Origin of the sequence: Anabaena azotica SJ-1 (assembly GCF_047275885.1) — a bacterium.
In the GTDB taxonomy this organism is placed as follows: Bacteria; Cyanobacteriota; Cyanobacteriia; order Cyanobacteriales; family Nostocaceae; genus Trichormus_B; species Trichormus_B azotica_A.
In genome coordinates this window covers 2,925,553-2,949,640 of record NZ_CP178454.1, presented here as the reverse complement: position 1 = coordinate 2,949,640, position 24,088 = coordinate 2,925,553, and the positions used below count along the sequence as shown (strand labels likewise).

The 24,088-nt window shown below is 37.1% G+C and carries 17 protein-coding genes and 2 CRISPR repeat arrays; of the genes, 8 read left to right on the top strand and 9 right to left on the bottom strand.

Annotated elements, in window-relative coordinates; all coding sequences use genetic code 11:
* The first annotated feature begins 48 nt into the window (after window positions 1-48).
* Window positions 49-1,398, top strand: a complete 1,350-nt coding sequence (locus ACLLO5_RS12920) for a serine/threonine protein kinase (RefSeq protein WP_413175866.1) — start codon at window positions 49-51, stop codon at window positions 1,396-1,398.
* Window positions 1,399-1,495: 97 nt separating this feature from the next.
* On the opposite strand, the gene ACLLO5_RS12915 is transcribed toward ACLLO5_RS12920, so the two are convergent.
* The 3 genes from ACLLO5_RS12915 to ACLLO5_RS12905 all read right to left on the bottom strand — a co-directional run bounded on the left by ACLLO5_RS12915 (window position 1,496) and on the right by ACLLO5_RS12905 (window position 5,691).
* Window positions 1,496-2,821 carry an ATP-binding protein gene (locus ACLLO5_RS12915; protein ID WP_413175865.1) on the bottom strand — a complete coding sequence of 442 codons (1,326 nt, stop codon included), beginning with the start codon at window positions 2,819-2,821 and terminating at the stop codon, window positions 1,496-1,498.
* 154 nt (window positions 2,822-2,975) lie between these two features.
* The gene (locus ACLLO5_RS12910) at window positions 2,976-4,292 is read right to left on the bottom strand and encodes a tellurite resistance TerB C-terminal domain-containing protein (RefSeq protein ID WP_413175864.1); all 1,317 of its coding nucleotides are present in this window, start codon (window positions 4,290-4,292) and stop codon (window positions 2,976-2,978) included.
* Between the two features lie 70 nt (window positions 4,293-4,362).
* A complete protein-coding gene (locus ACLLO5_RS12905; RefSeq protein WP_413175863.1) occupies window positions 4,363-5,691 on the bottom strand; it encodes an ATP-binding protein in 1,329 nt (442 codons plus the stop codon).
* Window positions 5,692-5,801: 110 nt separating this feature from the next.
* Here ACLLO5_RS12905 and ACLLO5_RS12900 point away from each other — a divergent pair, with 110 nt between their 5' ends.
* From ACLLO5_RS12900 to ACLLO5_RS12885, 4 genes are all read left to right on the top strand, one after another.
* Complete coding sequence (locus tag ACLLO5_RS12900) at window positions 5,802-6,119, top strand: TMEM14 family protein (protein WP_413175862.1); 318 nt, start codon at window positions 5,802-5,804, stop codon at window positions 6,117-6,119.
* Window positions 6,120-6,715: 596 nt separating this feature from the next.
* On the top strand, window positions 6,716-7,951 hold the full coding sequence (locus tag ACLLO5_RS12895) for a phosphotransferase (protein ID WP_413175861.1): 1,236 nt from the start codon (window positions 6,716-6,718) through the stop codon (window positions 7,949-7,951).
* Window positions 7,952-8,001: 50 nt separating this feature from the next.
* Entirely contained in the window at window positions 8,002-9,093 is a 1,092-nt protein-coding gene (locus ACLLO5_RS12890; RefSeq protein WP_413175860.1) for a T3SS effector HopA1 family protein, read from the top strand.
* A 78-nt stretch (window positions 9,094-9,171) separates the two neighbouring features.
* Entirely contained in the window at window positions 9,172-9,621 is a 450-nt protein-coding gene (locus ACLLO5_RS12885; protein WP_413175859.1) for an acyl-CoA thioesterase, read from the top strand.
* Between the two features lie 272 nt (window positions 9,622-9,893).
* A CRISPR array of direct repeats spans window positions 9,894-12,151; the repeat unit is 37 nt; unit sequence GTTGAAATTTCAAATAATCCCTATTAGGGATTGAAAC.
* 158 nt (window positions 12,152-12,309) lie between these two features.
* Here the strand turns inward: ACLLO5_RS12885 and ACLLO5_RS12880 are convergent.
* The 3 genes from ACLLO5_RS12880 to menA are packed head-to-tail and all read right to left on the bottom strand — an operon-like array spanning window position 12,310 to window position 15,538.
* Window positions 12,310-13,695 (bottom strand): 2-succinylbenzoate--CoA ligase, encoded by a 1,386-nt coding sequence (locus ACLLO5_RS12880; protein WP_413175858.1) that lies wholly within the window; start codon window positions 13,693-13,695, stop codon window positions 12,310-12,312.
* Window positions 13,680-14,639, bottom strand: coding sequence for an o-succinylbenzoate synthase (locus ACLLO5_RS12875; RefSeq protein ID WP_413175857.1), 960 nt, complete (start codon window positions 14,637-14,639; stop codon window positions 13,680-13,682). The genes ACLLO5_RS12880 and ACLLO5_RS12875 overlap by 16 nt, the downstream gene beginning before the upstream one ends.
* Window positions 14,639-15,538 (bottom strand): 2-carboxy-1,4-naphthoquinone phytyltransferase, encoded by a 900-nt coding sequence (menA, locus tag ACLLO5_RS12870; protein WP_413175856.1) that lies wholly within the window; start codon window positions 15,536-15,538, stop codon window positions 14,639-14,641. Before menA ends, ACLLO5_RS12875 begins: the two co-directional genes overlap by 1 nt.
* A 300-nt stretch (window positions 15,539-15,838) precedes the next feature.
* Between menA and ACLLO5_RS12865 the strand changes: the two genes are divergently transcribed.
* Together ACLLO5_RS12865 and ACLLO5_RS12860 are read left to right on the top strand one after the other, a co-directional pair.
* Window positions 15,839-17,254 carry an isochorismate synthase gene (locus ACLLO5_RS12865; RefSeq protein WP_413175855.1) on the top strand — a complete coding sequence of 472 codons (1,416 nt, stop codon included), beginning with the start codon at window positions 15,839-15,841 and terminating at the stop codon, window positions 17,252-17,254.
* Window positions 17,255-17,264: 10 nt separating this feature from the next.
* Window positions 17,265-18,074: a class I SAM-dependent methyltransferase gene (locus ACLLO5_RS12860; protein WP_413175853.1), complete on the top strand. Its 810-nt coding sequence runs from the start codon at window positions 17,265-17,267 to the stop codon at window positions 18,072-18,074.
* Between the two features lie 6 nt (window positions 18,075-18,080).
* Window positions 18,081-18,772: a CRISPR direct-repeat array (repeat unit 36 nt; unit sequence GTTTCCATCCCCTTGCGGGGAAGTTAGTTTGTAAAG).
* A gap of 474 nt (window positions 18,773-19,246) precedes the next feature.
* Here the strand turns inward: ACLLO5_RS12860 and ACLLO5_RS12855 are convergent.
* From ACLLO5_RS12855 to ACLLO5_RS12845, 3 genes are all read right to left on the bottom strand, one after another.
* Window positions 19,247-19,741, bottom strand: a complete 495-nt coding sequence (locus ACLLO5_RS12855) for an Rpn family recombination-promoting nuclease/putative transposase (RefSeq protein ID WP_413175852.1) — start codon at window positions 19,739-19,741, stop codon at window positions 19,247-19,249.
* Between the two features lie 53 nt (window positions 19,742-19,794).
* Entirely contained in the window at window positions 19,795-21,102 is a 1,308-nt protein-coding gene (locus ACLLO5_RS12850; RefSeq protein WP_413175851.1) for a glutamate-5-semialdehyde dehydrogenase, read from the bottom strand.
* Between the two features lie 92 nt (window positions 21,103-21,194).
* Entirely contained in the window at window positions 21,195-21,749 is a 555-nt protein-coding gene (locus ACLLO5_RS12845) for a DUF3124 domain-containing protein (RefSeq protein ID WP_413175850.1), read from the bottom strand.
* Window positions 21,750-21,910: 161 nt separating this feature from the next.
* Here ACLLO5_RS12845 and ACLLO5_RS12840 point away from each other — a divergent pair, with 161 nt between their 5' ends.
* The gene (locus tag ACLLO5_RS12840; RefSeq protein ID WP_413175849.1) at window positions 21,911-23,890 is read left to right on the top strand and encodes a M48 family metalloprotease; all 1,980 of its coding nucleotides are present in this window, start codon (window positions 21,911-21,913) and stop codon (window positions 23,888-23,890) included.
* The last annotated feature ends 198 nt before the right edge of the window (window positions 23,891-24,088 follow it).

Here is a 24,088-nt window from a genome sequence, read left to right as displayed (position 1 = left end):
TAACAGGAAGTCAAGTTATAAAAGTAACGAATTTGTGACGTTAGCAAAATGACAAATCAAAATTTAGGTGATTTTGCCAAAGAGACGCTATCAGAACGCTATGAAATGCAGCAGCAACTGGGTAAAAAGGCAGGACGGAGGACGCTGCTAACTCGTGATTTACAAACCCAAGAACTAGTAGTAGTTAAACTACTGACCTTTGATGATGAGTTTCAATGGCACGATTTAAAGCTGTTTGAACGCGAAGCCGAAACTCTCAAATCACTTTCTCATCCTGCTATTCCCCGCTATTTAGATTATTTTGAATTAGATACACAAACCTACAAAGGATTTGCATTAGTACAAAGTTATATTGCTGCTGAATCTTTGGAAACACAACTGAAAGCAGGACGCAGTTTTAGTGAAGAAGAAGTTAAACAGTTAGCAATAGCATTACTAGAGATTCTTAAATATTTACACAGTCAGAAACCACCTGTAATTCATCGTGATATTAAACCTAGCAATATACTATTAACAAATCGCTCTGGTAATAGTGTTGGTGATGTTTATTTAGTTGATTTTGGTTCGGTGCAGACTATTGTGAGAAGCACTAGTACCATGACTGTGGTTGGTAGTTATGGATATATGCCACCAGAACAATTTAGTGGTAAAGCTACTCCTGCTTCTGATCTTTATGGTTTAGGTGCAACTTTAATTTATTTGGTTACAGGTCAGCATCCAGCAGATTTACCGCAACAAGATTTAGTGATAAAATTTGAACAAGCAGCTAATATTAGCCCTGATTTTAGTCATTGGTTGCGGAAGATGACACAGCCTATTTTGAGTAAACGTTTGGCTTCTGCTCAACAGGCTTTACAAGCTTTACAACTACCTATCCACAAAATTCATACTCCAGTAAAAGCATCTAATTTAATTTTAGAAAAGCCTTTTGGTAGTAGGGTGATTGTAAATAAAAATGCTGATTTTATAGAAATTTTTATTTCCCCAAAAGGAAGAATGTCTGTTTGGTATGTTATGACTATTTTACCGCTTTCTGTGCTGTTTGCCTTTTTTTCACCTGTATTGGGTACGTTCCTGTTATTTGGTATCATCCTTGTGTCCTTATTTGGCAAGAAAAGGCTGTATATTGATAAACGAGAAATTTCTTTATGTCATGAATTATTTGGAATGAGGCGCTATCATCCACTTCCAAGTAACAGAAAAAATATTATTCGTTTGGAGCGCAGTAATATCTATTATAATCTCGCTCCTCACCCTTGCTTAATTATTTGGGCGGGACTGACAAAGTATGAAATTCATACCAGTCAAAATAATATGTTTTCTGTTAGTACCATAGAATTGGATTGGTTAGCAAATGAACTTAATGATTGGCTAGGTCTACCAATTACTAAAGAGTAACACATTGCAAACAACAAATTACTCAATAGACTAGCAGATGTTCGTCTTTCTCTTCCTCTGCGTCTCTGCGGTTAAATAAATAGAAAAGTATAACTTCTCACAAACTAAATTCGGCTACATCATCATCTAAATCACCATTTTGACCTGCTAGGGTTGGTTTAAAATTAGCACCGTGAATTAATTCAGTGAACTTAATTTCTGGATTTTGATAAATAACATTCAATACGCTAATAAAGTCGCGGATTATTTCTCCTGGTGTTAATAATGATTCTGCACCTAAGCGAGTAATAATTTCTTGAACAAATTCTTTTAACTCACTATTTTTCAATATTTGTTCATACCCAAAATTCATTGCGTGAATTTCTGTTAAACGCTGTAAAAGTGTGAGAATTTCTGTTTCCGTTAAGGGGTTGAGACGAATTACAGGCCCTATGTATTCCTGTACATTGGCTTGGGTAACAAATCTGCTTTCTTTGGTGCGTCTGCGCCAAGCTGGGTCTGCAAATAGTCCGCGATTTGGGTCTTCTAAAAATTTTGTTGTTCCACCGACAAAGATACCTAGATGTTCAGCTTTACATTGCATAGTATCGTTAAACATTGCTAAAAGTCTGTTGTAGTTTTTTTCACGAGTAACTGTGGTGGAAATTTGATATAAATTTACAGATTCATCTACTAAGATTAATAGTCCTTTATAACCGATTTCGGCGACAAATTTAGCTAATAGTTTGATATAGTCATACCAGGTTTCATCATCAATGATGACGCGCACTCCTAAAGCTGCTTTAGCTTCGGTTTTGGTGTTAAATTCTCCCCTTAACCACCGTAAAGAGGCATTTTTTAATTCATCGTCGTCTAAGCGATAACTCCGCCAATAGGCTATGATGACGCTACCAAAATCAAAGCCGTGAACTAAGTCTTCAATATACTGAATTACTTCTCGAATTTTTGTTTCTACTTTGTCATCAAAACCTTCATCATTGGGTCGCATTCCGGTTTCTTTAGCTACTTCTTGCTGGATTTTATTAATCCATCCTTCCAATATAGAAACTAATGCACCACCATCAGGACGGGTTTTTGTAGCGAGATGACTCATTAATTCTCGATAGGTTGCTAAACCTTCATTGCGGCTTCCTGCTAGTCTGCGTTCAGAGGATAAATCAGCGTCAGCAACTACAAATCCTTGCTCCATTGCGCGGTTACGAATCATTTGTAGCATGAAGCTTTTTCCTGAGCCGTAGTTACCGATTATAAATCTAAATGCTGCTACACCTTCTGCAATATCGTTGAGATTTTGTAATAGGCTATTTAGTTCTTTTTCTCGACCTACTGCTATATGTTCAATTCCTGTTCTGGGTACTACTCCTGCGCCTAGTGAATTAATTAAAGCAGTGGATACTTTTTTCGAGATTTTGAGCTTTGTCATGTAGTTTACATTACTGGATTTTTAATCTATATTACAAATAGCTAGTATATCATATACCGTTGGGATATATGTTATTGGTTGATTTTGACTATCTAAAATTCTAAATTTATATCAGATATGTAAGCTATTTAGTAATATGATTATGCTGAATTGTTTAGGATTGAGTAATTAATTCTTCATGCTTGGTTATCATTTTTTTCACATTTGGTATATGCTCTTGATAAATTTCGGGAATTTCTGCATCTGTTTTTATAATTAGTTCGCCAAGGGTATGATTGGCAATTTCATTTATAGCATCAATTAATAAATTTGGCATGGTGATATGTTCTTCGGCGATTTGTTTGATAATAGCCTTGGGATTATCTTGAGCAACTATGGCTTTTAATACGTGAATTTGGTTTGTTGGCAGTTTTTCTAGAAAGTTATTCCATTCTGGTGGTAAATTATCTGAAGTAGGACTGGGAGAATCTATGGGTTCTAGTATTTCATCAAAAGGAAATAATTCAATTTCTTCTTGTGTGTTTTCGGTTAATGCATCTTGATGGAGAGTTTCCATGTTTTGGAGTAATTCCCAAACTTGGTTTTGCAACAGGTCGCGCTCATCTTGTAATAAAGAGATTTGATTTTGTAATTGGCTAATTTCTGATTGTTGTGTTTGTTTTTTGGTGTGTAAGTCGGTGAGAATATTTTCGAGATTTTCTCTGGCGGTGATTGTATCTGCGAGTAAGTTATTTTGATTGGCTACTTTGATTTCTAATTCGTGAATTTCGATTCTCAGTTCATAAAGTTTTTCGTCTAGTTGGGGTTTGAGTCGATTGATGAGAATTAGGTTATTTTCTATTTCTTGTTTTTCTTGTTTGAAGGCTTCAATTTGGGCTTGAAGTTGGGTAATTTCTGAACGCGATACGTTACAATTTAGTTCTAGACGGCGTTTTTCTGCTGCGAGTTCAGAGCAAGAATTATTAAGTTCTTCTGTATTATTTTGTAGTTGATGCAGTTCGGTTGTGAAATTATTAATTTCTAATTCTAACTGCTTTTTTTGTGCGGCGAGGCTTCCTAGCTCTCGATGAAGACTATCTCTTTGATTACGACATTCGGCGATCTGATTTTGCAGTTGTTGTGATTCTGTATAAAGGATGGTTTTATGTTCTTCTACTTGTTTAATTTCTCTAGCAATTCGATATTTTAATCCTTCCAGTTCTCTAATTCTTCTATGGAGGGAACTTAAAACTAGCATTTCATAATTTCTACGCCGTTTATCCACAAATAATGCGGCGGAATAGGTTGCTAAGACGGTAATTATGCCTGTGAGGAAGGCTTTAGTAAAATCCCAGTTGGGGACGAGGCTTAAACCAAAACTGACACTAAAGGCAAATATACCTAGAATTAATCTATTGCTGACTATTGCGGATTGCATATTGCTGGTTTTTAGCGTAGTAAGTTTGTCCGAATTAGTAGTTGTTAATGTCATTATTTTTCACATTTTCTTGTCATTTAAGTTGATGGGGATAATTTTTGATAAAAGTTGATGATTCGGTTAATTAGAGGCTATTTTTATTTTCTCTGTCTAGGGATAAATCTGCTTTTAAGAAGTCTATAAACTGCTGTGCGGTGCGTCCAGAACGGCCATTATGGCGAGTTGCCCATTGTAAGGCTTTGTATTCTAAATCTTCTTGATTGAGATTAAGACCCTCTTGTGCTGCTAAATGCTGAACAATTTGTAAATATGTTTTTTGATCTGCTGATTCAAATGTTAATGTGAGACCAAAGCGATCGCTAAAGGAAAGCTTCTCCTGCATTGTATCCCAAGCATGGACTTCCTCGTTATCCTTGGGGGTAGGTCTATCACTAAAATATTCCCGAATTAAATGACGACGGTTCGACGTAGCATAAACTACTACATTTTGTGGTCTAGCAGTTAAACTCCCTTCTAAAACTACTTTTAATGCTTTAAAAGCATCATCATCTTCCTCAAAGGAAAGATCATCAACAAAAATGATAAATTTTTGTGGTACTCCCCGCAACTGTTCGATAATTTGTGGTAAGTTTTTTAACTCTGATTTTGTTACTTCTATCAAACGCAGGTTTTTGTGACCATTTTCATTTAGCAAGGATTTTACTAAAGAAGATTTACCAGAACCCCGACTACCGTAAAGTAATACGTGCAATGCTGGCTGTCCTGACAATAAAAACTTGGTATTTTTTAACAAGGTATCTTTCTGCCACTCATAGCCTACCAATGTATCTAGTTTAACGGGATCAGGATAGGGTATAGCAGTAAAATTACCGTTTTGCCAGCGAAAAGCCCGATATTGTGCAAATAAACCTGTTCCGTATTGCTGGTAATAAGTGGCTAAATTTTCTACAGCATCAGCCCATGTTTCCAACTGTAAAAATGAGGACATGAAATCTGTATAAATTTTTATGTTTTCTGATTCTTGATACCACACCACCGGAGAGACTGGCAAATGAGTAACAAATTGCACCCATTCACTTAAAACAGCACTGTTACACTCGTATAAATTTTGTAATATTTGTAAATCATTTTGGGCTGCCGCCACCAGCGCGGTTGGTAAATCAGCAAATGCCCGTTGTTGAGCTAATCTAGTAAAGGGGTTGTCAGCCATGAGAATTTGACGAATTAAGTATTCTTCCCAAGTTTGTTTGCTGGCTGCTAAAGCTTGAAAGTAATTACCGTAAGCTTGGAGACAGTTCCGCCCATCGGCATCACTGTAACGTATAGCTTGTAATAGATCAAGAAATGCGATCGCCACTTCCCCTTGCAAAACTGATTGGTAAAGTAAAAGAGATGCTGCTTGACGCTGGAAAAATTGGACTTTGGTGTAAGAAGAGGTATTTACCGTAGACATCACTTGATCATCCATCAATCAACTGTACTTTTCCACTGACTCTATCAGATTTGGGATTGATACCACGGATAAAACCGAGGCCTTGTAACGTAAAGGAATTATTGGTAACAATGAATTTAGGAATAGTTGTCGCTTTTGGCTACGGCATTTTAGCATTAGTAGGTGGAATCATTGGTTATATCCAGGCTAAGAGCAAAGTTTCTTTACTGAGTGGTAGCATTAGCGGTTTTTTGATCATCTTTGCTGCTTACAGTCAACTTCAGGGACAAACCTGGGGTTTAACTTTAGCAGCTGTTGTTACTGGTATTTTAGTAGTTTTCTTTGCCTTGAGACTAGCTAGAACACGCAAATTTATGCCCGCAGGCTTGATGATTATTTTCGGGATTCTGACATTAGCCGTAATAGTGAATCAAATCTTTGCTTCTTAGGGTTATTCATGTTTAAGTAAGCATATACATTTTTAACACCAGTAAATTTATTAGTACATTTATATTATAAAATAACACTGTAATTTTTACAACATTACAGCAAACATGAATAAATAGCGGTAAGATCCCCGACTTCTTTTATTTATTGTGTCCATAAATGATAAATTGCTCACAGAAGTCGGGGATTTGGATATTAATCAAAAATAAACACAAAAAATAGAATCCTATTTTCTGTCACCAGTCATCTGTCAACGGTAACAGATGTTTCCTGAGAGCCAAAAACATTGACTAGCAATCATAAACTATTTAGTAAATTTTACGATCAATAGCATTTAGCCACAGAACTCTATATATACTAGAGTTATTAATGTCAATCGTGTAAAGATTTTATGGTATTCTCAGTATACTTTAAAGGAAAAATAAAGGTTATTTTGCCATTTTGGCAGGTTTGGCAGGCATAAATAAGATATTACTAGATAGTAGCAATCGTGATTAATGCTTACTCTCTTGTGATTACCTACCGAATCATCATTAGTCTAAATCAACTCTGACTTCAGTAATTCTCTCAGCAACTTAAGAAACTAGGAAAATCATACATGATATTATCACTGTCTTCTCAAAATGTTATCCAGTATCTGCAAAATGTAGGTCTGTGTAGCTCAGAAGATGGCACCTTATATGACTCTGAGTTGCCAGAAAATAGCGGTAATAATCGGAATTTATTAGTGAATCTCCCAGATAATCGTAAACTCCTGGTTAAACAAGAACGTCGTCTGAATTTTGATAGCAATCTCCATCAATTCTTTAATGAGTGGCTATTTCACCAATTACTCCAAAAATTTCCAGTTCTTGGCAATATTTCCGAGCTTGCATCATTATTGCTACATTTTGATGAAGAAAATTCTATCATTGTCCGTAGTTATTTAAGCGAATATGTGGAACTAGGTAAGTTTTATGAAAATAACAGTATTTTTCCCACAGAAATCGCCACCGCTATAGGTACTACACTAGCCGGATTACATTGTTCTACTTTTCAACGGCGAGAGTATCGTGATTTTATGGATACTGCTCCCCAAGGACAGTTTCGCTATCACTTCTATAATCCTGCTCAAGGTATCGGTTCAATTAATCAAGACATTTTTAGCAAGATCCCCACTGAAGCACTCAAGTTTCATGTTCTCTATCAAAGCTACGAAAGTTTAGAATCAGCAATTGCTGACTTAGCTTATGAATGGAAGCCTTGCTGTTTGACTCACAACGATTTGCAATTAAACAATATTTTGGTACATTCCCGTTGGCAACAACTAGATAATTGCTTAATGAGAGTAATTGATTGGGAAGCTTGCGCTTGGGGAGATCCAGCTTTTGATTTAGGAACTTTATTCGCAAGTTACATCAAAATTTGGCTTTCGAGTTTGGTAGTAGATCCCAGTTTAGAGTTAGAAGAATCTCTAAATTTGGCCATGATACCCCTAGAAGTCATTCAACCTTCCATGTTAGCTGTAATTCGTGCTTATCTCCTGGCTTTTCCCCAGATTTTAGATGAACGTCAAGACTTTATTTTGCGTGTCATTCAGTTTACAGGATTAGCACTAACTCATCAAATTCAAAATATGATTGAGTGCTGCAAATACTTTGATAATACTCATATCTGTATGTTGGAAGTAGCCAAAAATTTGTTAATTAGTCCTGAAAAATCTGTATTAACTGTTTTTGGAAGTTCCGAAGCCGAAATCCTGCAACCTGTCAAAGGCTGCCACAAAATAGTTCAACCGGAAGAAAAGCAACTACTGCGGATTTATTATGAAAAAACTCGTCTACGCGGTTGTTAGTAATTCTAGTTCTTTTTATTTAGAATAAATTTGGAGGTGCAAATTTATTAATGTTAAACAATTCTACTAATGAAATCCTAAATTCTTTATTTGATATTGCCGCCAATATCCAAATAGAACCTAATTTTTGTATTCAACATCCTAACTATCAACCTTTTGCTCTACCGACTACAGTAGCAAACAGATTTCAACAAAACTCACCAGATTTACAACATAAATATCTAGCCCTACTTTTGCGAAATTTCCTACATGGTATTTATTATAATGGTTCACTCCAAACAGCTTTATCAATCAATACTAATCATGGAAATTACTCAGCACATAAAATTTTAGATCAAAACTCTAATGTGGGTATTGATTGGGACTTTTATGAACAATTACATCAACACAATCATGGTAATGGTCATTATGATTGTAATTGGGAAATTTTGCGCCTAGAACCTGATGGTAGTTTAGCGGTGACAAAAAATGATTTAACATTGTATGTTGAACCAGAATGTTATCTTAAATCCCGTAAAAAATCTGCCAAAGTGGGCGATTTAATCGCTATTTGGATGCCTAAAAATCGCTTACAAAACGGCTGTTATGTGGCAGTTAGTAATCTGGGACAGGAACGCCAAGATATAGGAGATGCTAACTTGGGAGTAGGGCGAATTTATTTTAATTTTAGTTCATTGGGTGCGATCGCACTCATGGATAGCCTGACCCAACATCTTAACAGCGCCAATATCCCCTTTAGCTTTGAAGTTCTGTATAACCCATCAACCTATGGACGTTATGATGCAGGTGTACTTCACTTTGAACTACAAGATTATCCAGTCATTCACAAAATTCTTCAGATAGTTTATAAACAGCACCAATCTTATTTTCAGCCAGAAATTCCCCTATTTACCAAATTTTTAGCCCCCGGACTAAGTTTAGCAGAAGCACCAAGCCAAAAATTTGCCCCACAGGAAAGCTTTGGCATGAACCGATGTCAAATAGTTGCTAATGCCTTATTAGAAGCCTGGGAAAAAGGTAAAAATGCCATTGAAGAACGCATGAGGATCATTGACCAACATTTTGCACAGAATTTAATTGATGTCCAGCGTCCTTACCTTAACCCCAGTTCTGAAGATATCTATATCCCCTTAAATTGCTAACCTTAGTAAGTAGAGTAACATGAGTTTATAGAGCAGGTGTAATGCCTGCTTTTTGTTTTTATTGAGGAAGTATAAAAGATGATTTTCACATATCAAAGAACTGTCAGATTTGCAGATACTGATGCGGCTGGAGTCGTTTATTTTGCTAATATTTTAAGTATGTGTCATGAAGCCTACGAAGAATCTCTAGGGCATTCAGGTATAAATATTCAAAATTTTTTCACTCATCCATTTGTCGCTTTTCCCATTGTTCATACCAATGTAGATTTTTTACGTCCTATGTATTGTGGTGACAAATTGATGATTAGTTTAATTCCTCAAAAAATAGGTATGAATAAATTTGAAATTAGCTATGAAATTACTGTAAATGATGTAATAGTTGCTAAAGCAATTACTAGGCACGTCTGTATTGATGTGAATAGTAGAAATAAGCAGGAATTACCAGATGAGATGATTTCTTGGTTGGAAGCAAACCGCCCAGACGCAGAGAGTGCAGAGAGAAGAAGGTCAAGGGAAGAGATAATTTGACAATCTCCTTTTACTTCCTTGGCGCTTGCTGTTTTCTTCGCCTCATGCGCGGATAGGTAGGTGTAAAAAATCCCAGTCAGCAAAAAATGGCTGAAATCTCATCTAGACAAGGTTTTCCAGGCTTTTATTTGGTTCATCCATCCGCGCACCTTACACAGCAAGGGTTTCAGCTATTTTCACCCTTGACAGAATTTCTGAAATGGACTATTATGAGACCATCCGCGCAACCGCACCTTGAAAACTACATATATATAGGTTTTCAGCCTCCCACAGTTGAAATTTCAAATAATCCCTATTAGGGATTGAAACATTATATAAGGGTAAAGAGTTAAGGAGTTCGAGAGTTGAAATTTCAAATAATCCCTATTAGGGATTGAAACGTTGTAACCAGCTTGACACTATGGTTTACCATGAGTTGAAATTTCAAATAATCCCTATTAGGGATTGAAACGCAAGATTGGTTTGGACCCAATCCGCGACACACCAGGTTGAAATTTCAAATAATCCCTATTAGGGATTGAAACGGCATGGGTAGCCAACCTAACAGGATCTAAGCAGCGTTGAAGTTGAAATTTCAAATAATCCCTATTAGGGATTGAAACACCATGCTGCACAGCCCCGGAGATATTCAAGAGTTGAAATTTCAAATAATCCCTATTAGGGATTGAAACTTAAGACTAAAAGGGAAAGGACTAAAGAAAGCTCGTTGAAATTTCAAATAATCCCTATTAGGGATTGAAACAGCAGCAACTTAACCATTTCCTGGGTACGCCGGAGTTGAAATTTCAAATAATCCCTATTAGGGATTGAAACAGCCCGTGCTAAAAGTGCGGCTATAAAAGATATTATTTCATGTTGAAATTTCAAATAATCCCTATTAGGGATTGAAACTCTATCTATCACCCAGTTGATATCATCTACAGTTACTCGTTGAAATTTCAAATAATCCCTATTAGGGATTGAAACCACAATGAATGCGGGTACATTAGCGGGATAACTGTTGCTGGTTGAAATTTCAAATAATCCCTATTAGGGATTGAAACCTTGCATTAGTGCCATCACCCTTGAGAAATAAAACTACAGTTGAAATTTCAAATAATCCCTATTAGGGATTGAAACATTGAAATATGTTGGCACCGTCGCCAACCAAAGTAATCAAGTTGAAATTTCAAATAATCCCTATTAGGGATTGAAACAGAAAACGTCAACACCCTGATAGGAGTGTTAGCAGGGCTGAGTTGAAATTTCAAATAATCCCTATTAGGGATTGAAACTACCGTGACCTTGAGGAAGAATCAACCGAAAAAGGGTTGAAATTTCAAATAATCCCTATTAGGGATTGAAACAATAGTTTTCTCTGTTTGGAAGTCTTGTAAAGTCGTTGAAATTTCAAATAATCCCTATTAGGGATTGAAACCTATGGTGGCTGGCTAAGAAGGATTCAACTTCCTGTTGAAATTTCAAATAATCCCTATTAGGGATTGAAACATCAACCTATTCACTGGAGATTACTGATTATGCGGAGTTGAAATTTCAAATAATCCCTATTAGGGATTGAAACTTAGAACCAAACCAGGATGATATTTCAACCCAAAAGTTGAAATTTCAAATAATCCCTATTAGGGATTGAAACGCGTTCCCCTAAACCCCAATAAACGAGAATATTTATTTTTCGTTGAAATTTCAAATAATCCCTATTAGGGATTGAAACAACTGGTAGAGGTGAGAAGATAGACCGTATAGAGTCACATAGCTAGTTGAAATTTCAAATAATCCCTATTAGGGATTGAAACGAAGCAAATCACGACATCATTAACAAACAATTGGAGTTGAAATTTCAAATAATCCCTATTAGGGATTGAAACTTCCCCGCTGTCCCTTCCTAGTCCCGGCGATGATTTCGTTGAAATTTCAAATAATCCCTATTAGGGATTGAAACACCAAACTACTAAGACATGAACTTATAGAGAGAAGTTGAAATTTCAAATAATCCCTATTAGGGATTGAAACCTTTTTAAAAACCCAATAGCGGGGAATGCTTTTCTCTGACTCAAGTTGAAATTTCAAATAATCCCTATTAGGGATTGAAACAGGTATTCAACTGCCAGAATAGATATCGTGTATGGTTGAAATTTCAAATAATCCCTATTAGGGATTGAAACTCACCCCTGCCGCTTCTACTGCTGGCGCTTTGGTTGTTGAAATTTCAAATAATCCCTATTAGGGATTGAAACTCTAGCTATTTTTGATTTTGGTTTATCATCTTCATCCGCTTGTTGAAATTTCAAATAATCCCTATTAGGGATTGAAACTTCAACAGCGATTTGACCGCTGTTCAAGCTTTTGGGGGTTGAAATTTCAAATAATCCCTATTAGGGATTGAAACGTCTAATCGCTGCCTCTGACATTCTTAATTCATTCGTTGAAATTTCAAATAATCCCTATTAGGGATTGAAACACCAGATGTTTTCTAATCCGGTCTTTACCCATTTTGTTGAAATTTCAAATAATCCCTATTAGGGATTGAAACGTAAATCTCAAGCATTTTAGCTTTAAAAGCTATACTACAAACTAGATACAGCCAAATTATTATACTAATTCAATAAAAGAATGCGACAGATGCGTAGGTTGGGTTGAACAAAGTGAAACCCAACATCCACAAAGTTTTGAAGTGTTGGGTTTCGTCCCTCAACCCAACCTACATCTGTAAAAATCATTTTTCAAATTGGTATTATTTACCAGAAAATCTTCTGCAATTTGTTGTATTTGTTGGCGGTTAATTTTACCTTGGGCGTTATAGGGTAAGTTTTCTAAGGGAATCCAATATTTTGGAATTTTGAATTTACTTAGCTGATTTTTGAGTTGAGTTTCAATTTCCAAAGCAGATGTATTTGGATGTTTAGGAATATAAATAGCTGTTAATGCTTGTCCCCAATATTTATCAGGTATACCAATTACACAAACATCAATAATCAGGTTTGTTTTTCTGATCGCCGATTCTATTTCTGCTGGATAAATATTTTCACCACCTGTAATAATTTTGTTGCTGCTGCGTCCAATAATATGTAAATATCCCTCTGGATCTAAAAAACCAATATCATCAACTGAGAAATTACCTGGATTTTTCCAAAGTTGGGGATAGTAACCTAAAGCCAATGATTTAGCTTGAATATGGAGATTTCCTGTTAAATTATCAATGGTGATTTGGGCATGGGGAAGAATATGACCACTGTTAATTTTACCATGTAGAAAATCATCAGGTTTCAGAGTCGCAATTTGAGAAGCCGTTTCTGTCATTCCGTAGGTAGGTGCTAACCTGATCTGATAAAATTTCGCTTTTTCTAACAGTTCATCCCATGCCGGCGCACCTCCTAAAAGCACAGTTTGAAATTGAGATAACCACTGGGTTAATGGGGGATTTTGCAGCAATCTTTGTAACTGGGTAGGAACTAAAGATATAAAAAAATCTGAAACATTTATATTTAGTAATTGATAAGATTCTATTTCTTTAAATGGAGTAATAACTAATTTACCACCAGTAATAAAGCTTCTCATGAATTGCATTAAACCACTAACATGATATAGGGGTAAAATACAAAATGAATTAACTGTATTTAACTGAAAATATTCTGTAAATCCTTGCACAGATGCCATTAATGTTTCCCAGGTGTGAATAGCAAATTTAATCTTACCCGAAGAACCACCTGTAGGAATCATAATAGCATTGGTAATTGGTAATGGGTAATTGGTAATTGATGGTTGTAAATTAATATTATCCAGTCCCCAAACTATATCTGGTTGAACTAAATCCAAAACTTGTTCCCATTCATCTTTTCCCCAATCGGGATTACATAAAAAAACTGGACATTTAGCAGCACAAGCAGCGATGAAACTGGCTAGGAATCGCACTGGTTCACGTTCAGCTAAAATTATTTTTGGTGGTTTTTCCTGTGTTGATAATTGGGATAATTGTAAATATATTTCTGTGGCTATTTTGTAAAAATCTTGGCTATTTTTACTAATTAACCAATCGTGATTTTTAAGTTGTTCTAAATATTTTAATGGTTGTTCCATAAACTTTTCAGCCAGTTTGAGTCTTTCTCTGTAAAAAAGTGATTGATGCCAAAACCAACAGCGCGGTTATTTTGAGATAATTCTGCTGCTAATTTTAGTGCTGCTTCTCTACCAATTGCAGTTTCAAATACAGATGAAAATACGACATCAATTTGATGCTGTTGACAAAACTTTCTTAACTGTGATGGTGAACCAACTATACCAGGTTTAATCACAAAAATTCCTGGCCAACCTTGTTTATAACAGTCTTCAAGTTGTTGTAATGTGGCTACAGATTCATCTAAAGCGATTTTTGTATGATAAGCATTACTTAATTCCAGCATTTCTGAAAATTTATCAACAGATAGAGGTTGTTCGATAAATTCAATTCTATTGTTTAGAGTTTCGCAAATTTTTAACCATAATTTAGCTGATTCATAGCTAAGTCCACCGTTAGCATCTAAACGCAGTTTTGCTGATTTGGGTAATTTCTGAATCAGTGAATTGAAAATTTTTATTTCTTTGGATATTTCATCAACTCCAATTTTCCATTTAAATGTTTGATATCCTTGTCTCCATAAAGTTTTCCATTGGTCTAAAGCTGCTTTTCCTGCTGGTAATAAGCCGCTATAGGTAAGATTTTGGTAGTTTATAGATTCGTGGGTTTCTGCTAAATTTTCTAATGCTGATTCAAATCCAAATTGACAAGCTGGTAATTTATCTGGAATATCGAAAATTATTTCTGGTGTAATTTCTGCTGGTAGTTGATTACAAAAATCTAAAGCTTGTTGTAGGGTTTCAGAACCAAACCAATGAATGGGTGAAATTTCACCCCAACTAACTTTACCTGTAGTATCTACAAGTCTGATAATTACACTTTCACGAATTTCCCAAATTCCATGATTGGTAATTACAGGACGAGTGAATTTTTTGTTAAGAGGACGATAGGAAAATTGATAAACCATTAACCCAGCATAAATCCTGTTCCCAATAATAAGCAACTCCAAAAATGTACAGCAACGGCAATGAATTTACAGTTACTGACTTTATCTGGTATATCATGATTTTCTAAAACATGACGACATAATTTGAATGCAAATGGTAAACTTACCCAACTTAATAGCGTCCAAATTGGGAAAATTCCTAATCCAACTAACAACAAATTTAAGGGGTAAATACTAGCTGTAAACCAAACTAGGACTTGTGCGCCTTTTTGTGTACCTAAGCGAACAATAGGCGATCGCTTTCCTGCCGCTATGTCATCCTTAACTTGGTGGAAGTGTGAGCAAAATAAAACTAAGCTGGTGACAATACCGACAATCACAGAAGCTGCTAAATTGGTGATAGACCAAGTTTGAGTTTGACTGTAGTAAGCTGCTGTCATTCCCAAGGGTCCAAACGCAAAAAAACAGAGAATTTCGCCCAAACCCTGGTATCCTAGACGGAAGGGAGGTCCTTGGTACATATAGCCCAAACCGCAGCATAGCAAAATTATACCAATTACAGTCGGGTCTTTTTGCAAAAGAGCGATCGCAATTATCCCCAACAAACCCGAACCTAAACACAAATTTCCTAACCAAAACATCAACTGCTTGTTACCAGTTAAATTCACCAGCGAGTGATGTTTATTTTTATCAATCCCTGTTTCTGCATCAAAAACATCATTACTGATATTTTCCCAAGCCAGAATTAAAATCGCCGCAGTCATAAAAACTGCAAATATTACGCCATTAAAAATTTTAGTTTCTGCAAAAGCTACCGCTGAACCTACCCATATAGGCATAATAGCAACACTATACATCGGCGGTTTAATAGCCGCCATCCATAATTTGTTTTTGGGGATTGATATCTGATTTGTAGTCATCAGTCGTGATGAGTTAAATTACAAAAAATTTACTTATCAATTAGATTTTATAGTTTAGTGAGACATTTAGCAGTGGTGAATTGCCAAAAAATGCTAATTTTGTGATTGCTGGTTTACCTCATGGTCATAAAACTTGGCTTGACATTTTGCAGCCACCAAACAGCATCAGTTCTGGGAAACCCCCGAACCAAGCAAATTTGAGGCTGGTTAATTGGCCACTGAATATGTTACCTATAGAAATACGACCACAACTTATTACGCTTTAGGAAGATAACTTAAAAAAAATTAACTTACACATCCATGACAATTTCACCATGTCGCAGCCGTTTCTTTGTAGACTATAAAGATTTGCATCAATTGCTGTTAACAGTTCAAGAAAAGTGCTGTGAAAGTCATAGCCAGCAAATTGTTAGTATTTCTCTACAAATTGACTTCATTGATCCTTTAGTTGTATTGGATAAATTTTCCCAAGCTAATACATTAAATTTTTACTTTGAAAATAAAAGTAAAGGTGAAGCTATTGCCGCCATTGATGCTGTAACCAAATTAGAAATTACTGGTAAAAACAGGTTTAGTAAAACCGAGGATTTTATCAAAAATTGCCTCAAAAATGTCATCAACTTTGGTAATACAAATCAACCATTTGCAGGAACACACTTTTTTTGTTGTTTCAGTTTTTTTGATCAGCATTACCAAGCAGATTATCCATTTCCAGCCGCTACTATTTTTCTACCTAAATTACAAGTAGCTGTCAAAAATTCATCCTGCACCTTAGTGGTGAATAATTTGATTCATGCCGATATTAATATTCAAACCATATTACGAGAATTACAAAACCAAGTTAAAACTCTCCAATCTTTAACAGATTACTCTCCCAGCATGGAAATTTCTCCATCTAACTTTATCAAAAATAAGATTACCAATTCCCACACTTTTAAACATTCAGTATCATCAGCTTTAGAAAAAATTGCCTCTAATCATTTAAGAAAAATTGTTTTAGCAGATGCCTTAGATGTCAGATCATATAATTCTTTTAACTTATTCAAATCTTTAAATAATTTGCGACAATTACATCCTAATTGTTATGTGTTTTCTACCAGCAATGGTAAAGGACAAAATTTTATTGGTGCTAGTCCAGAACGCTTAATTAGTATTCAAGAACAGCAATTAATTACCGATGCTTTAGCCGGTTCAGCACCCAGAGGAAAAACACCCAATGAAGATGCATCTAATGCCAACAATTTAGTTAATAGCAACAAAGAAAAACACGAACATTCCCTAGTCATTGATTTTATCACTCAACGTCTATCACAATTAGGTTTATTTCCGCAAATTTTAGCCCCACGTCTGCGACAATTATCTAATATTCAGCACTTATGGACACCAATTACAGCTGTAGTCCCTGTTAACATCCATCCTTTAAAAATCGTCGCCCAATTACATCCTACACCAGCGGTTGCAGGTGCAGCCAGAGATGTTGCTTGTGCAGAAATTCGCCGTTATGAAAATTTTGAAAGGGGTTTATATGCTGCACCCCTGGGTTGGGTAGATGGAAAGGGAAACTGTGAGTTTATTGTGGGGATTCGTTCAGCCTTAATTGATGGCGATCGCGCTAGACTATATGCAGGTGCTGGTATCGTCGCCGGTTCTGACCCTGATAAGGAGTTTGCGGAAGTACAACTGAAACTGCAAGCATTACTCAAAGCCTTAGTTTGAAGGAATATTTATGGAAACTTACAAACAACAGGTCATAGAATTTTACAATGCCAGAACCAATTATGATCACGAAGAAAATACTCAGCACCCACGGGAAGCCAACTTATTACTTGAATATGTACCAATTCAACCAAGACAAAAAATCTTAGATATTGCCACTGGAACAGGTTTAGTTGCTATTCCCGCAGCTAAAAAAGTCGGTTCCCAAGGCCATGTAATTGGTGTAGATATGTGTCCAGGAATGCTACATCAAGCCAGAGAAAAAATTGCAGCCCAAAACTTAGAGAATATAGAATTAATAGCCGCAGATGTAGAAGAGATCAGTTTTAGTGAAGATAGTTTTGATGTGATTTTTTGTTGTTCAGCAATTGCACTATTGACTGATATTCCGGCAATTTTGCAAAAGTGCTATCACTACCTCAAACCAGGAGGATATATGGCATTTACTTGTCCTCCAGAAACCGCTTATTTAGCATCTGTTTATATAGCTACTTTGACTAAAACTTTTGGTATTTCTTTACCACATCTTCTATCTACTCTTGGTACTCCTGAAAAATGCCAGAGTTTGCTAAAACAAGTCGGTTTTAAAGACATTGAAATAGCAGTTGAACCACGGGGAAGATATCATAATTTACAAAATCATCAATTATCTTGGCCGTTGATTAATTTAAGTTTTAAAGGTAATTCATTATTACCACAACCATCACCAGAGAAATTAGAGGAGTTACAACTAGCATTCACATCAGAAGTTGAAAAAATAACCACTGATAAAGGTGTTTGGGAGGATACAACAACCTTCTTTGTTCGCGCTAGAAAATGAATTATTGTTTCCATCCCCTTGCGGGGAAGTTGGTTTGTAAAGGAGGTGGCAAAAATGCTGCCCCCACCACTCAATCTAGTTTCCATCCCCTTGCGGGGAAGTTGGTTTGTAAAGGAAGCAAGGGAAGCTGTAGTATCAATCTGTTGGGTTTCCATCCCCTTGCGGGGAAGTTGGTTTGTAAAGAAGGTTCTCGTTGGCCCTTTTGATCGGGAGTCAGATGCAATGTTTCCATCCCCTTGCGGGGAAGTTAGTTTGTAAAGGAGTGACAGTGACTGCCATTGGAGTAAGTGACTTAGAGTTTCCATCCCCTTGCGGGGAAGTTAGTTTGTAAAGCCCCCAAAGGTAATCTGAATCCACCCCTTGGATTCAGTTTCCATCCCCTTGCGGGGAAGTTAGTTTGTAAAGGCCAACTCTAAACACACCTCCAAAAAGGCCTTCTAAAGTGTTTCCATCCCCTTGCGGGGAAGTTAGTTTGTAAAGCCTCTAAAGATCACAAGATCTTTACCAACTTTTCAAAATAGTTTCCATCCCCTTGCGGGGAAGTTAGTTTGTAAAGAGCTCATCGTACAGTCCCTAAAGGATGGGACCTTGGGTTTCCATCCCCTTGCGGGGAAGTTAGTTTGTAAAGGAATCTTTGAGGCAACAAGGTCTCATAATGTTTAGTTTCCATCCCCTTGCGGGGAAGTTAGTTTGTAAAGAGTTCACTTCTAGAAACCTTACAGAGCAAGGGTTTCAGATACCCAAATCGACACCACTTTTTTTATTGAGAAAAAACAGTGCTTATTGAGAAAAAACTGACTACTTTAACAGTCGAAACCCTTACTACAAAAGCAATCGACACCAGTCAACGAAGTTATGCGGTTTTCAAGGTTCTGACGAGTGGTGTCGATGACCTCGACACATTCCATACACATACAGCAAATCACCATAAATGTCAAGTTTTTGACAGATTACGAGCCACTTTTATAGGCAATACTCCAAGTCAGGAGAATAAAGGCTTTTTTAGTCAAATTTGATGATTTTGATAAAATCTCACTTCTGGACTATTCTTCATTTCATCAGCATTCTGACTCCTGACTCCTGACTCCTGACTCCTGACTCCTGACTTCTGACTCCTGACTCCTGACTCCTGACTCCTGACTCCTGACTCCTGACTCCTGACTCCTGATTTCTTACAAATTTTCTAACCAACGAATTACATCAGCTTGATTAGAAAAATCTAAAATTGCTTCTGCTAAACTTTCTAATTGAGTTGTAGACAACTGATTAATTCTCTCTTCAGTCTCAGCATCAACCGCACCAAAGCGACGAGAAAGTAAACGGAGAATTAACAACACCTCTCCTTCCTGTTTACCTTCCTGTTTACCTTCCAGCTTTCCTTTTTGCAGAATATCTTGATAAATCACAGATTCTTGCATAATTTCCTCTCGAAATAGTTGTCGAATTACGTCCTTTTCAAACCGCAAACCCGCTAGAAGCTGTACACAGGTTGAGATATTGACTCGTTCCTGGTTTTCTTCGATCATATCTAACTGGTCTGCGACTTGCTTTAACAAAGTATTTGGTGAATCGGTTTTTGCTAATGTCGCTAATGGTAAAAGACCAGGATTTGTCAACAATGGTGCGGGATCTTCTTCCCACAACTGATGATAACGATGATAAATCACGGATAAACAGACAAAATCTTACCAGAAATTTATCATTGCTATTTTCTTGAAAATTATTCCAAATCTCGATGGGTAAATGATTTCGCGTTTGCACCGGTGTAGGTTTTCACAATATGACCATCACCACACATTTGATATTTATATGTCACTAAACCCTCTAAACCTACAGGTCCGCGAGGTGGCATTTGTTGGGTACTAATTCCCACTTCTGCACCAAAACCATAACGGAAACCATCAGCAAAACGAGTAGAACAATTATGATAAACTCCCGCTGCATTTACTAAAGCTTGAAACGTTTCTGCTGCTACTAAATCTTCTGTCACAATTGCTTCTGTGTGCCGAGAACCATAATTATCAATATGGTAAATTGCCGCTTCTAAAAAATCAACAATTTTAATTGCTAAAATCAAATCGCTGTATTCTGTTTCCCAATCTGTTTCTGTTGCTAAACCAATATTAGGTAAAATTTCTAAAGTGCGTTCATCACCTCTTAATTCTACATTCTGTGCGGCTAAAGCTTCAGCAACTTTTGGTAAAAACTCAGACGCAATGCTGTTGTGAACTAATAAGGTTTCAATGGCGTTACAAGCTGCTGGATATTGAGTTTTAGAATCAACTGTAATATTAATTGCTTTCTCAATATCAGCTGCTTTGTCTACATAAAGATGACAAATTCCATCAGCATGACCAAGTACAGGAATACGGGTATTTTCTTGTACAAACCTAACAAAAGAATTTGAACCTCTGGGAATAATTAAATCTACATATTTATCTAATTGCAAAAGTTCAAAAATTTCTTCTCTGGTTGTTAGTAATTGTACCGCATCGGGGTTAACAGCCGTTTGAGATAATCCTTGTTTAATGGCTTTAACTATGGCTTCACAAGAACGTAAAGCTTCTTTTCCACCTTTGAGAATTACACCATTACCTGATTTGATTGCTAAGGAAACTATTTGAATTGCGGCTTCTGGTCTAGCTTCAAAAATGATTCCTAAAACACCTAAAGGACAGGTGATGCGTTTGAGAATTAAACCAGTATCAATTTCTCGGTGAATTTGCACCTTACCCACAGGGTCATCTAATTTACCCACATCACGCACACCTGCGATCGCATCCCTTAATTTATGTTCATCTAACTGCAACCGTTTGTACAGAGGCTTGGCAATGCCTTCAGCCACAGCAGCTTGACAATCAGCCACATTTGCTGTCAATATTTCCTCTTGAGCAGATTCTAACGCCAGAGCGATCGCATCAATAGCTTGATTTTTCTCCTCAGTGGAAAGCAAAGCTAACTTACTAGCCGCTAAACGAGTTTGTTGGGCAATCTGAACTAACGGAAAAACAGCTTGCAAAGTAGTCATAACAAAAATAGCGTTAATTATAACAACCAAAACCAATATAGAATACTAAAATCCTATCTATACCAATTTTTGCACAGATGAGGTAATGGTGATTAATTTTGGTTTTTGATTACCTTACCAGGACTGGTAAAAGAAATTCCTTGCTGAGAATCAGTACCAATCATAATCGCTTCTACTATCGGTTCAGAAACTTTTGTTGCGGCTACCCACTCGACAATAAAGTTTGCACCTAAACCACCACTGGTATCATTTTTATTAATAAAAAAATCTGTTGAAGCCAGCGCATCAAGTTGGATAGGATTCTTTAAATATTGTTTCACTAATTTCCCATCTGAGTCATAGTAGCGTACAGAAGTAATGATCAGAGGCTTTGCCAAATCTGTATTACGAATACTCAGTGTTGCTGCTAAATTAAAAATCCCCTGTTGATTATGATGATAAATATGGGAATAAACGGGTACATAAATGGTTTGACCCATTGCTATCTGGAAATTTTGATCTAAAGTCACAGTTTTTGGGGATGAGATCCCTCGATTAGTATGAGGTAGTGACTTACTTGGAATCTCTGTTAATTTACAAGACGTAAGCAAAATCACTACAACTACTAAATAAATGTGTGGATACAACTTTAGCAAGTGGTGACGCATAAGGGATTTAAGGTGAAGAAAAGGATATAGGAAAAAACGTAATTCTGACTTCTGCCTCCTAAACTCCCTTTTCTTTAACTTTTACAAAATTCTGATGACGAATCCGAGATTATTGGGTATTCATGGAATAAAATAACACCCTTTTGTTCAGGGATATCATCATGTCATTGCAATCGGGCTTAGATGCCTTTCAACAGGGGCGCTATCAAGACGCAGTATATCTTCTAGAGGAATTTTCCGAAAATTCTTTTGAACTCAATTCTCTAGATTATCTAACAGCCCAAATGTGGCTGATGAAAGCTTATCAAAAAACAGGCGAAACCGAACAAGCCAAAATTCTGTGGCAAAAGTTAATTAATAGTGACAATCAACAGGTGCGAGAATGGGCAGAACAAGACCGTCCATTTTTCTCATCAGTCCCCAAATCCAAAGCGGGACGTGCAGTAACAACAGGTGTCAGCTTGGCTATGGCAGGTGTAGGAGGTAGTTTAGCCCTAGCATCTGGTGTTACCATCGCCTTACTATTTGGCATGGTTTTTGTTTTAGGTTTAAGCGTAGTATTAATTTACAATAGTAGCGATCCTTTAACCGGTTTAGCGATCGCAATTGGTATTACCCTAATATTCAATCTAGCAGCATTTTTCCTCTCACCCTTCCTGATGGACTTAAGCCAAAGCTGGCTTTACCAAACTCGTTGGGTAAATTTAGCAGACATTGAAAACCTCAGCCCAGAATCAGGGAAAATAATTCGCCAAGTCTGTCAACAAAAAAATATCACAACACCCAGACTAGGAATAATAGACGACCAAAACCCCACCGCTTTTACTTATGGTTCTTTACCTAACAGCGCCCGGTTAGTCGTCAGCCAAGGACTTTTCACCTATTTAGACGATGATGAAGTTGCAACCGTCTACGCCCACGAACTAGGTCACATCGTCCATTGGGACTTTGCTGTCATGACCGTAGCTTCTACCTTAGTGCAGATTTGCTACCTAGTTTACAGCACCGCCAGAAGATTTACCCGTGGTGGTGGAGACAGCAAAATCAAAGATGCTTTGCAAACAGCCAGTATGGTTGCTTACATCTTTTACATCATCGGTACTTACCTACTTTTATATCTCTCTCGCACCAGAGAATACTTTGCCGACCACTTTGCAGCGGAAACCACAGGCAACCCCAACGGACTTTCTCGCGCCTTAGTCAAAATCGCCTATGGCATAGTTGAAGAAGGTTCACGTTCCCAAGAACCCAGCCGCTTAATTGAAGGAACTCGCGCTTTAGGCATTTATGACCCCAAAGCCGCAGCTTCCACAGGTACAGCCTACCGCATCTCCTCCGACCCGCAAAAAATCGGTCGCGTCTTTTTATGGGATATGTTCAACCCTTGGGGTTGGTGGATGGAATTAAACTCAACCCATCCTCTCACAGGTAAACGAGTCCGCGCCCTCAGTACCTACGCTGAACAACTAGGTTTACCCACAGAATTTGACATGGGAAAAGTCATGGGTGAAGGTAAAACCTTAAATAAAAGCAAACTTTATGGCAACTTCTTTTTAGATGTCGTCCTTTATGGTGCAGAAACCATCGGTTTCGTCCTGGGTTTAATTATCGGCCTATTCATGTTGTCCACTTCCAACAACCCAGGCTTACTGCTAGGTGCGCCATTCATTGGTTTAGGAATCGGAATTTTAATCAAAGCTTTTGTCATGTTCCCCGACTATTCCAAAGCAGTACCCACTGACATTCTCACCTTAATGTCAGACCCCTATGCTAGTCCTTTACGGGGACAACCAGCCATCTTAGAAGGGGAATTAATTGGTCGTGGTAACTCCGGCTATAAATTTGGTTCTGACCTCAAACTGCAAGACTCCAGCGGAATGCTTTATTTACATTACGCCTCCCGTTTTGGACCCATTGGTAATTTCTTGTTTGGTATGAAACGGGTAGAAGGCTTGATAGGTCAACAAGTGAAAACTGCTGGTTGGTTTCGTCGCGGCATTATGCCTTGGATGGATTTAATTCAATTAGCAGGTGAAAATGGCACAGTTGTCAATAGCTATCATCGCTTTTGGTCATTTATACTCAGTGGCGGATCTATTATGCTGGGAGTGGTATTGATTGGATTTCTGAACGGCAAATAATCTGCTGTCCAAGCATTTCTAATTTATCCAAGCTGTGTTTTTTTTATTCCCCACGTCTATCGTGGGGTTTCTTTTTTTGGGTTTGCGGGTAAATGCACCAGATTTGATCAAGGTTTCATGCAGAGACGCTACCCTTATTCCCTTATTCTCAAAGAAGTCGGAAATATTGCTTTTCCCATTTGTATCTGTATGGGTTGT

Excerpts from the sequence above, each read along its gene's own strand:
- menA (WP_413175856.1), bottom strand. The coding sequence starts at position 15,538 with ATGACTACAAATCAGATATCAATCCCCAAAAACAAATTATGGATGGCG.
- ACLLO5_RS12900 (WP_413175862.1), top strand. The coding sequence starts at position 5,802 with ATGAATTTAGGAATAGTTGTCGCTTTTGGCTACGGCATTTTAGCATTA.
- ACLLO5_RS12890 (WP_413175860.1), top strand. The coding sequence starts at position 8,002 with ATGTTAAACAATTCTACTAATGAAATCCTAAATTCTTTATTTGATATT.
- ACLLO5_RS12895 (WP_413175861.1), top strand. The coding sequence starts at position 6,716 with ATGATATTATCACTGTCTTCTCAAAATGTTATCCAGTATCTGCAAAAT.
- ACLLO5_RS12875 (WP_413175857.1), bottom strand. The coding sequence starts at position 14,639 with ATGGTTTATCAATTTTCCTATCGTCCTCTTAACAAAAAATTCACTCGT.
- ACLLO5_RS12910 (WP_413175864.1), bottom strand. The coding sequence starts at position 4,292 with ATGACATTAACAACTACTAATTCGGACAAACTTACTACGCTAAAAACC.
- ACLLO5_RS12840 (WP_413175849.1), top strand. The coding sequence starts at position 21,911 with ATGTCATTGCAATCGGGCTTAGATGCCTTTCAACAGGGGCGCTATCAA.
- ACLLO5_RS12860 (WP_413175853.1), top strand. The coding sequence starts at position 17,265 with ATGGAAACTTACAAACAACAGGTCATAGAATTTTACAATGCCAGAACC.
- ACLLO5_RS12845 (WP_413175850.1), bottom strand. The coding sequence starts at position 21,749 with ATGCGTCACCACTTGCTAAAGTTGTATCCACACATTTATTTAGTAGTT.
- ACLLO5_RS12880 (WP_413175858.1), bottom strand. The coding sequence starts at position 13,695 with ATGGAACAACCATTAAAATATTTAGAACAACTTAAAAATCACGATTGG.
- ACLLO5_RS12885 (WP_413175859.1), top strand. The coding sequence starts at position 9,172 with ATGATTTTCACATATCAAAGAACTGTCAGATTTGCAGATACTGATGCG.
- ACLLO5_RS12850 (WP_413175851.1), bottom strand. The coding sequence starts at position 21,102 with ATGACTACTTTGCAAGCTGTTTTTCCGTTAGTTCAGATTGCCCAACAA.
- ACLLO5_RS12915 (WP_413175865.1), bottom strand. The coding sequence starts at position 2,821 with ATGACAAAGCTCAAAATCTCGAAAAAAGTATCCACTGCTTTAATTAAT.
- ACLLO5_RS12905 (WP_413175863.1), bottom strand. The coding sequence starts at position 5,691 with ATGTCTACGGTAAATACCTCTTCTTACACCAAAGTCCAATTTTTCCAG.
- ACLLO5_RS12920 (WP_413175866.1), top strand. The coding sequence starts at position 49 with ATGACAAATCAAAATTTAGGTGATTTTGCCAAAGAGACGCTATCAGAA.
- ACLLO5_RS12865 (WP_413175855.1), top strand. The coding sequence starts at position 15,839 with ATGACAATTTCACCATGTCGCAGCCGTTTCTTTGTAGACTATAAAGAT.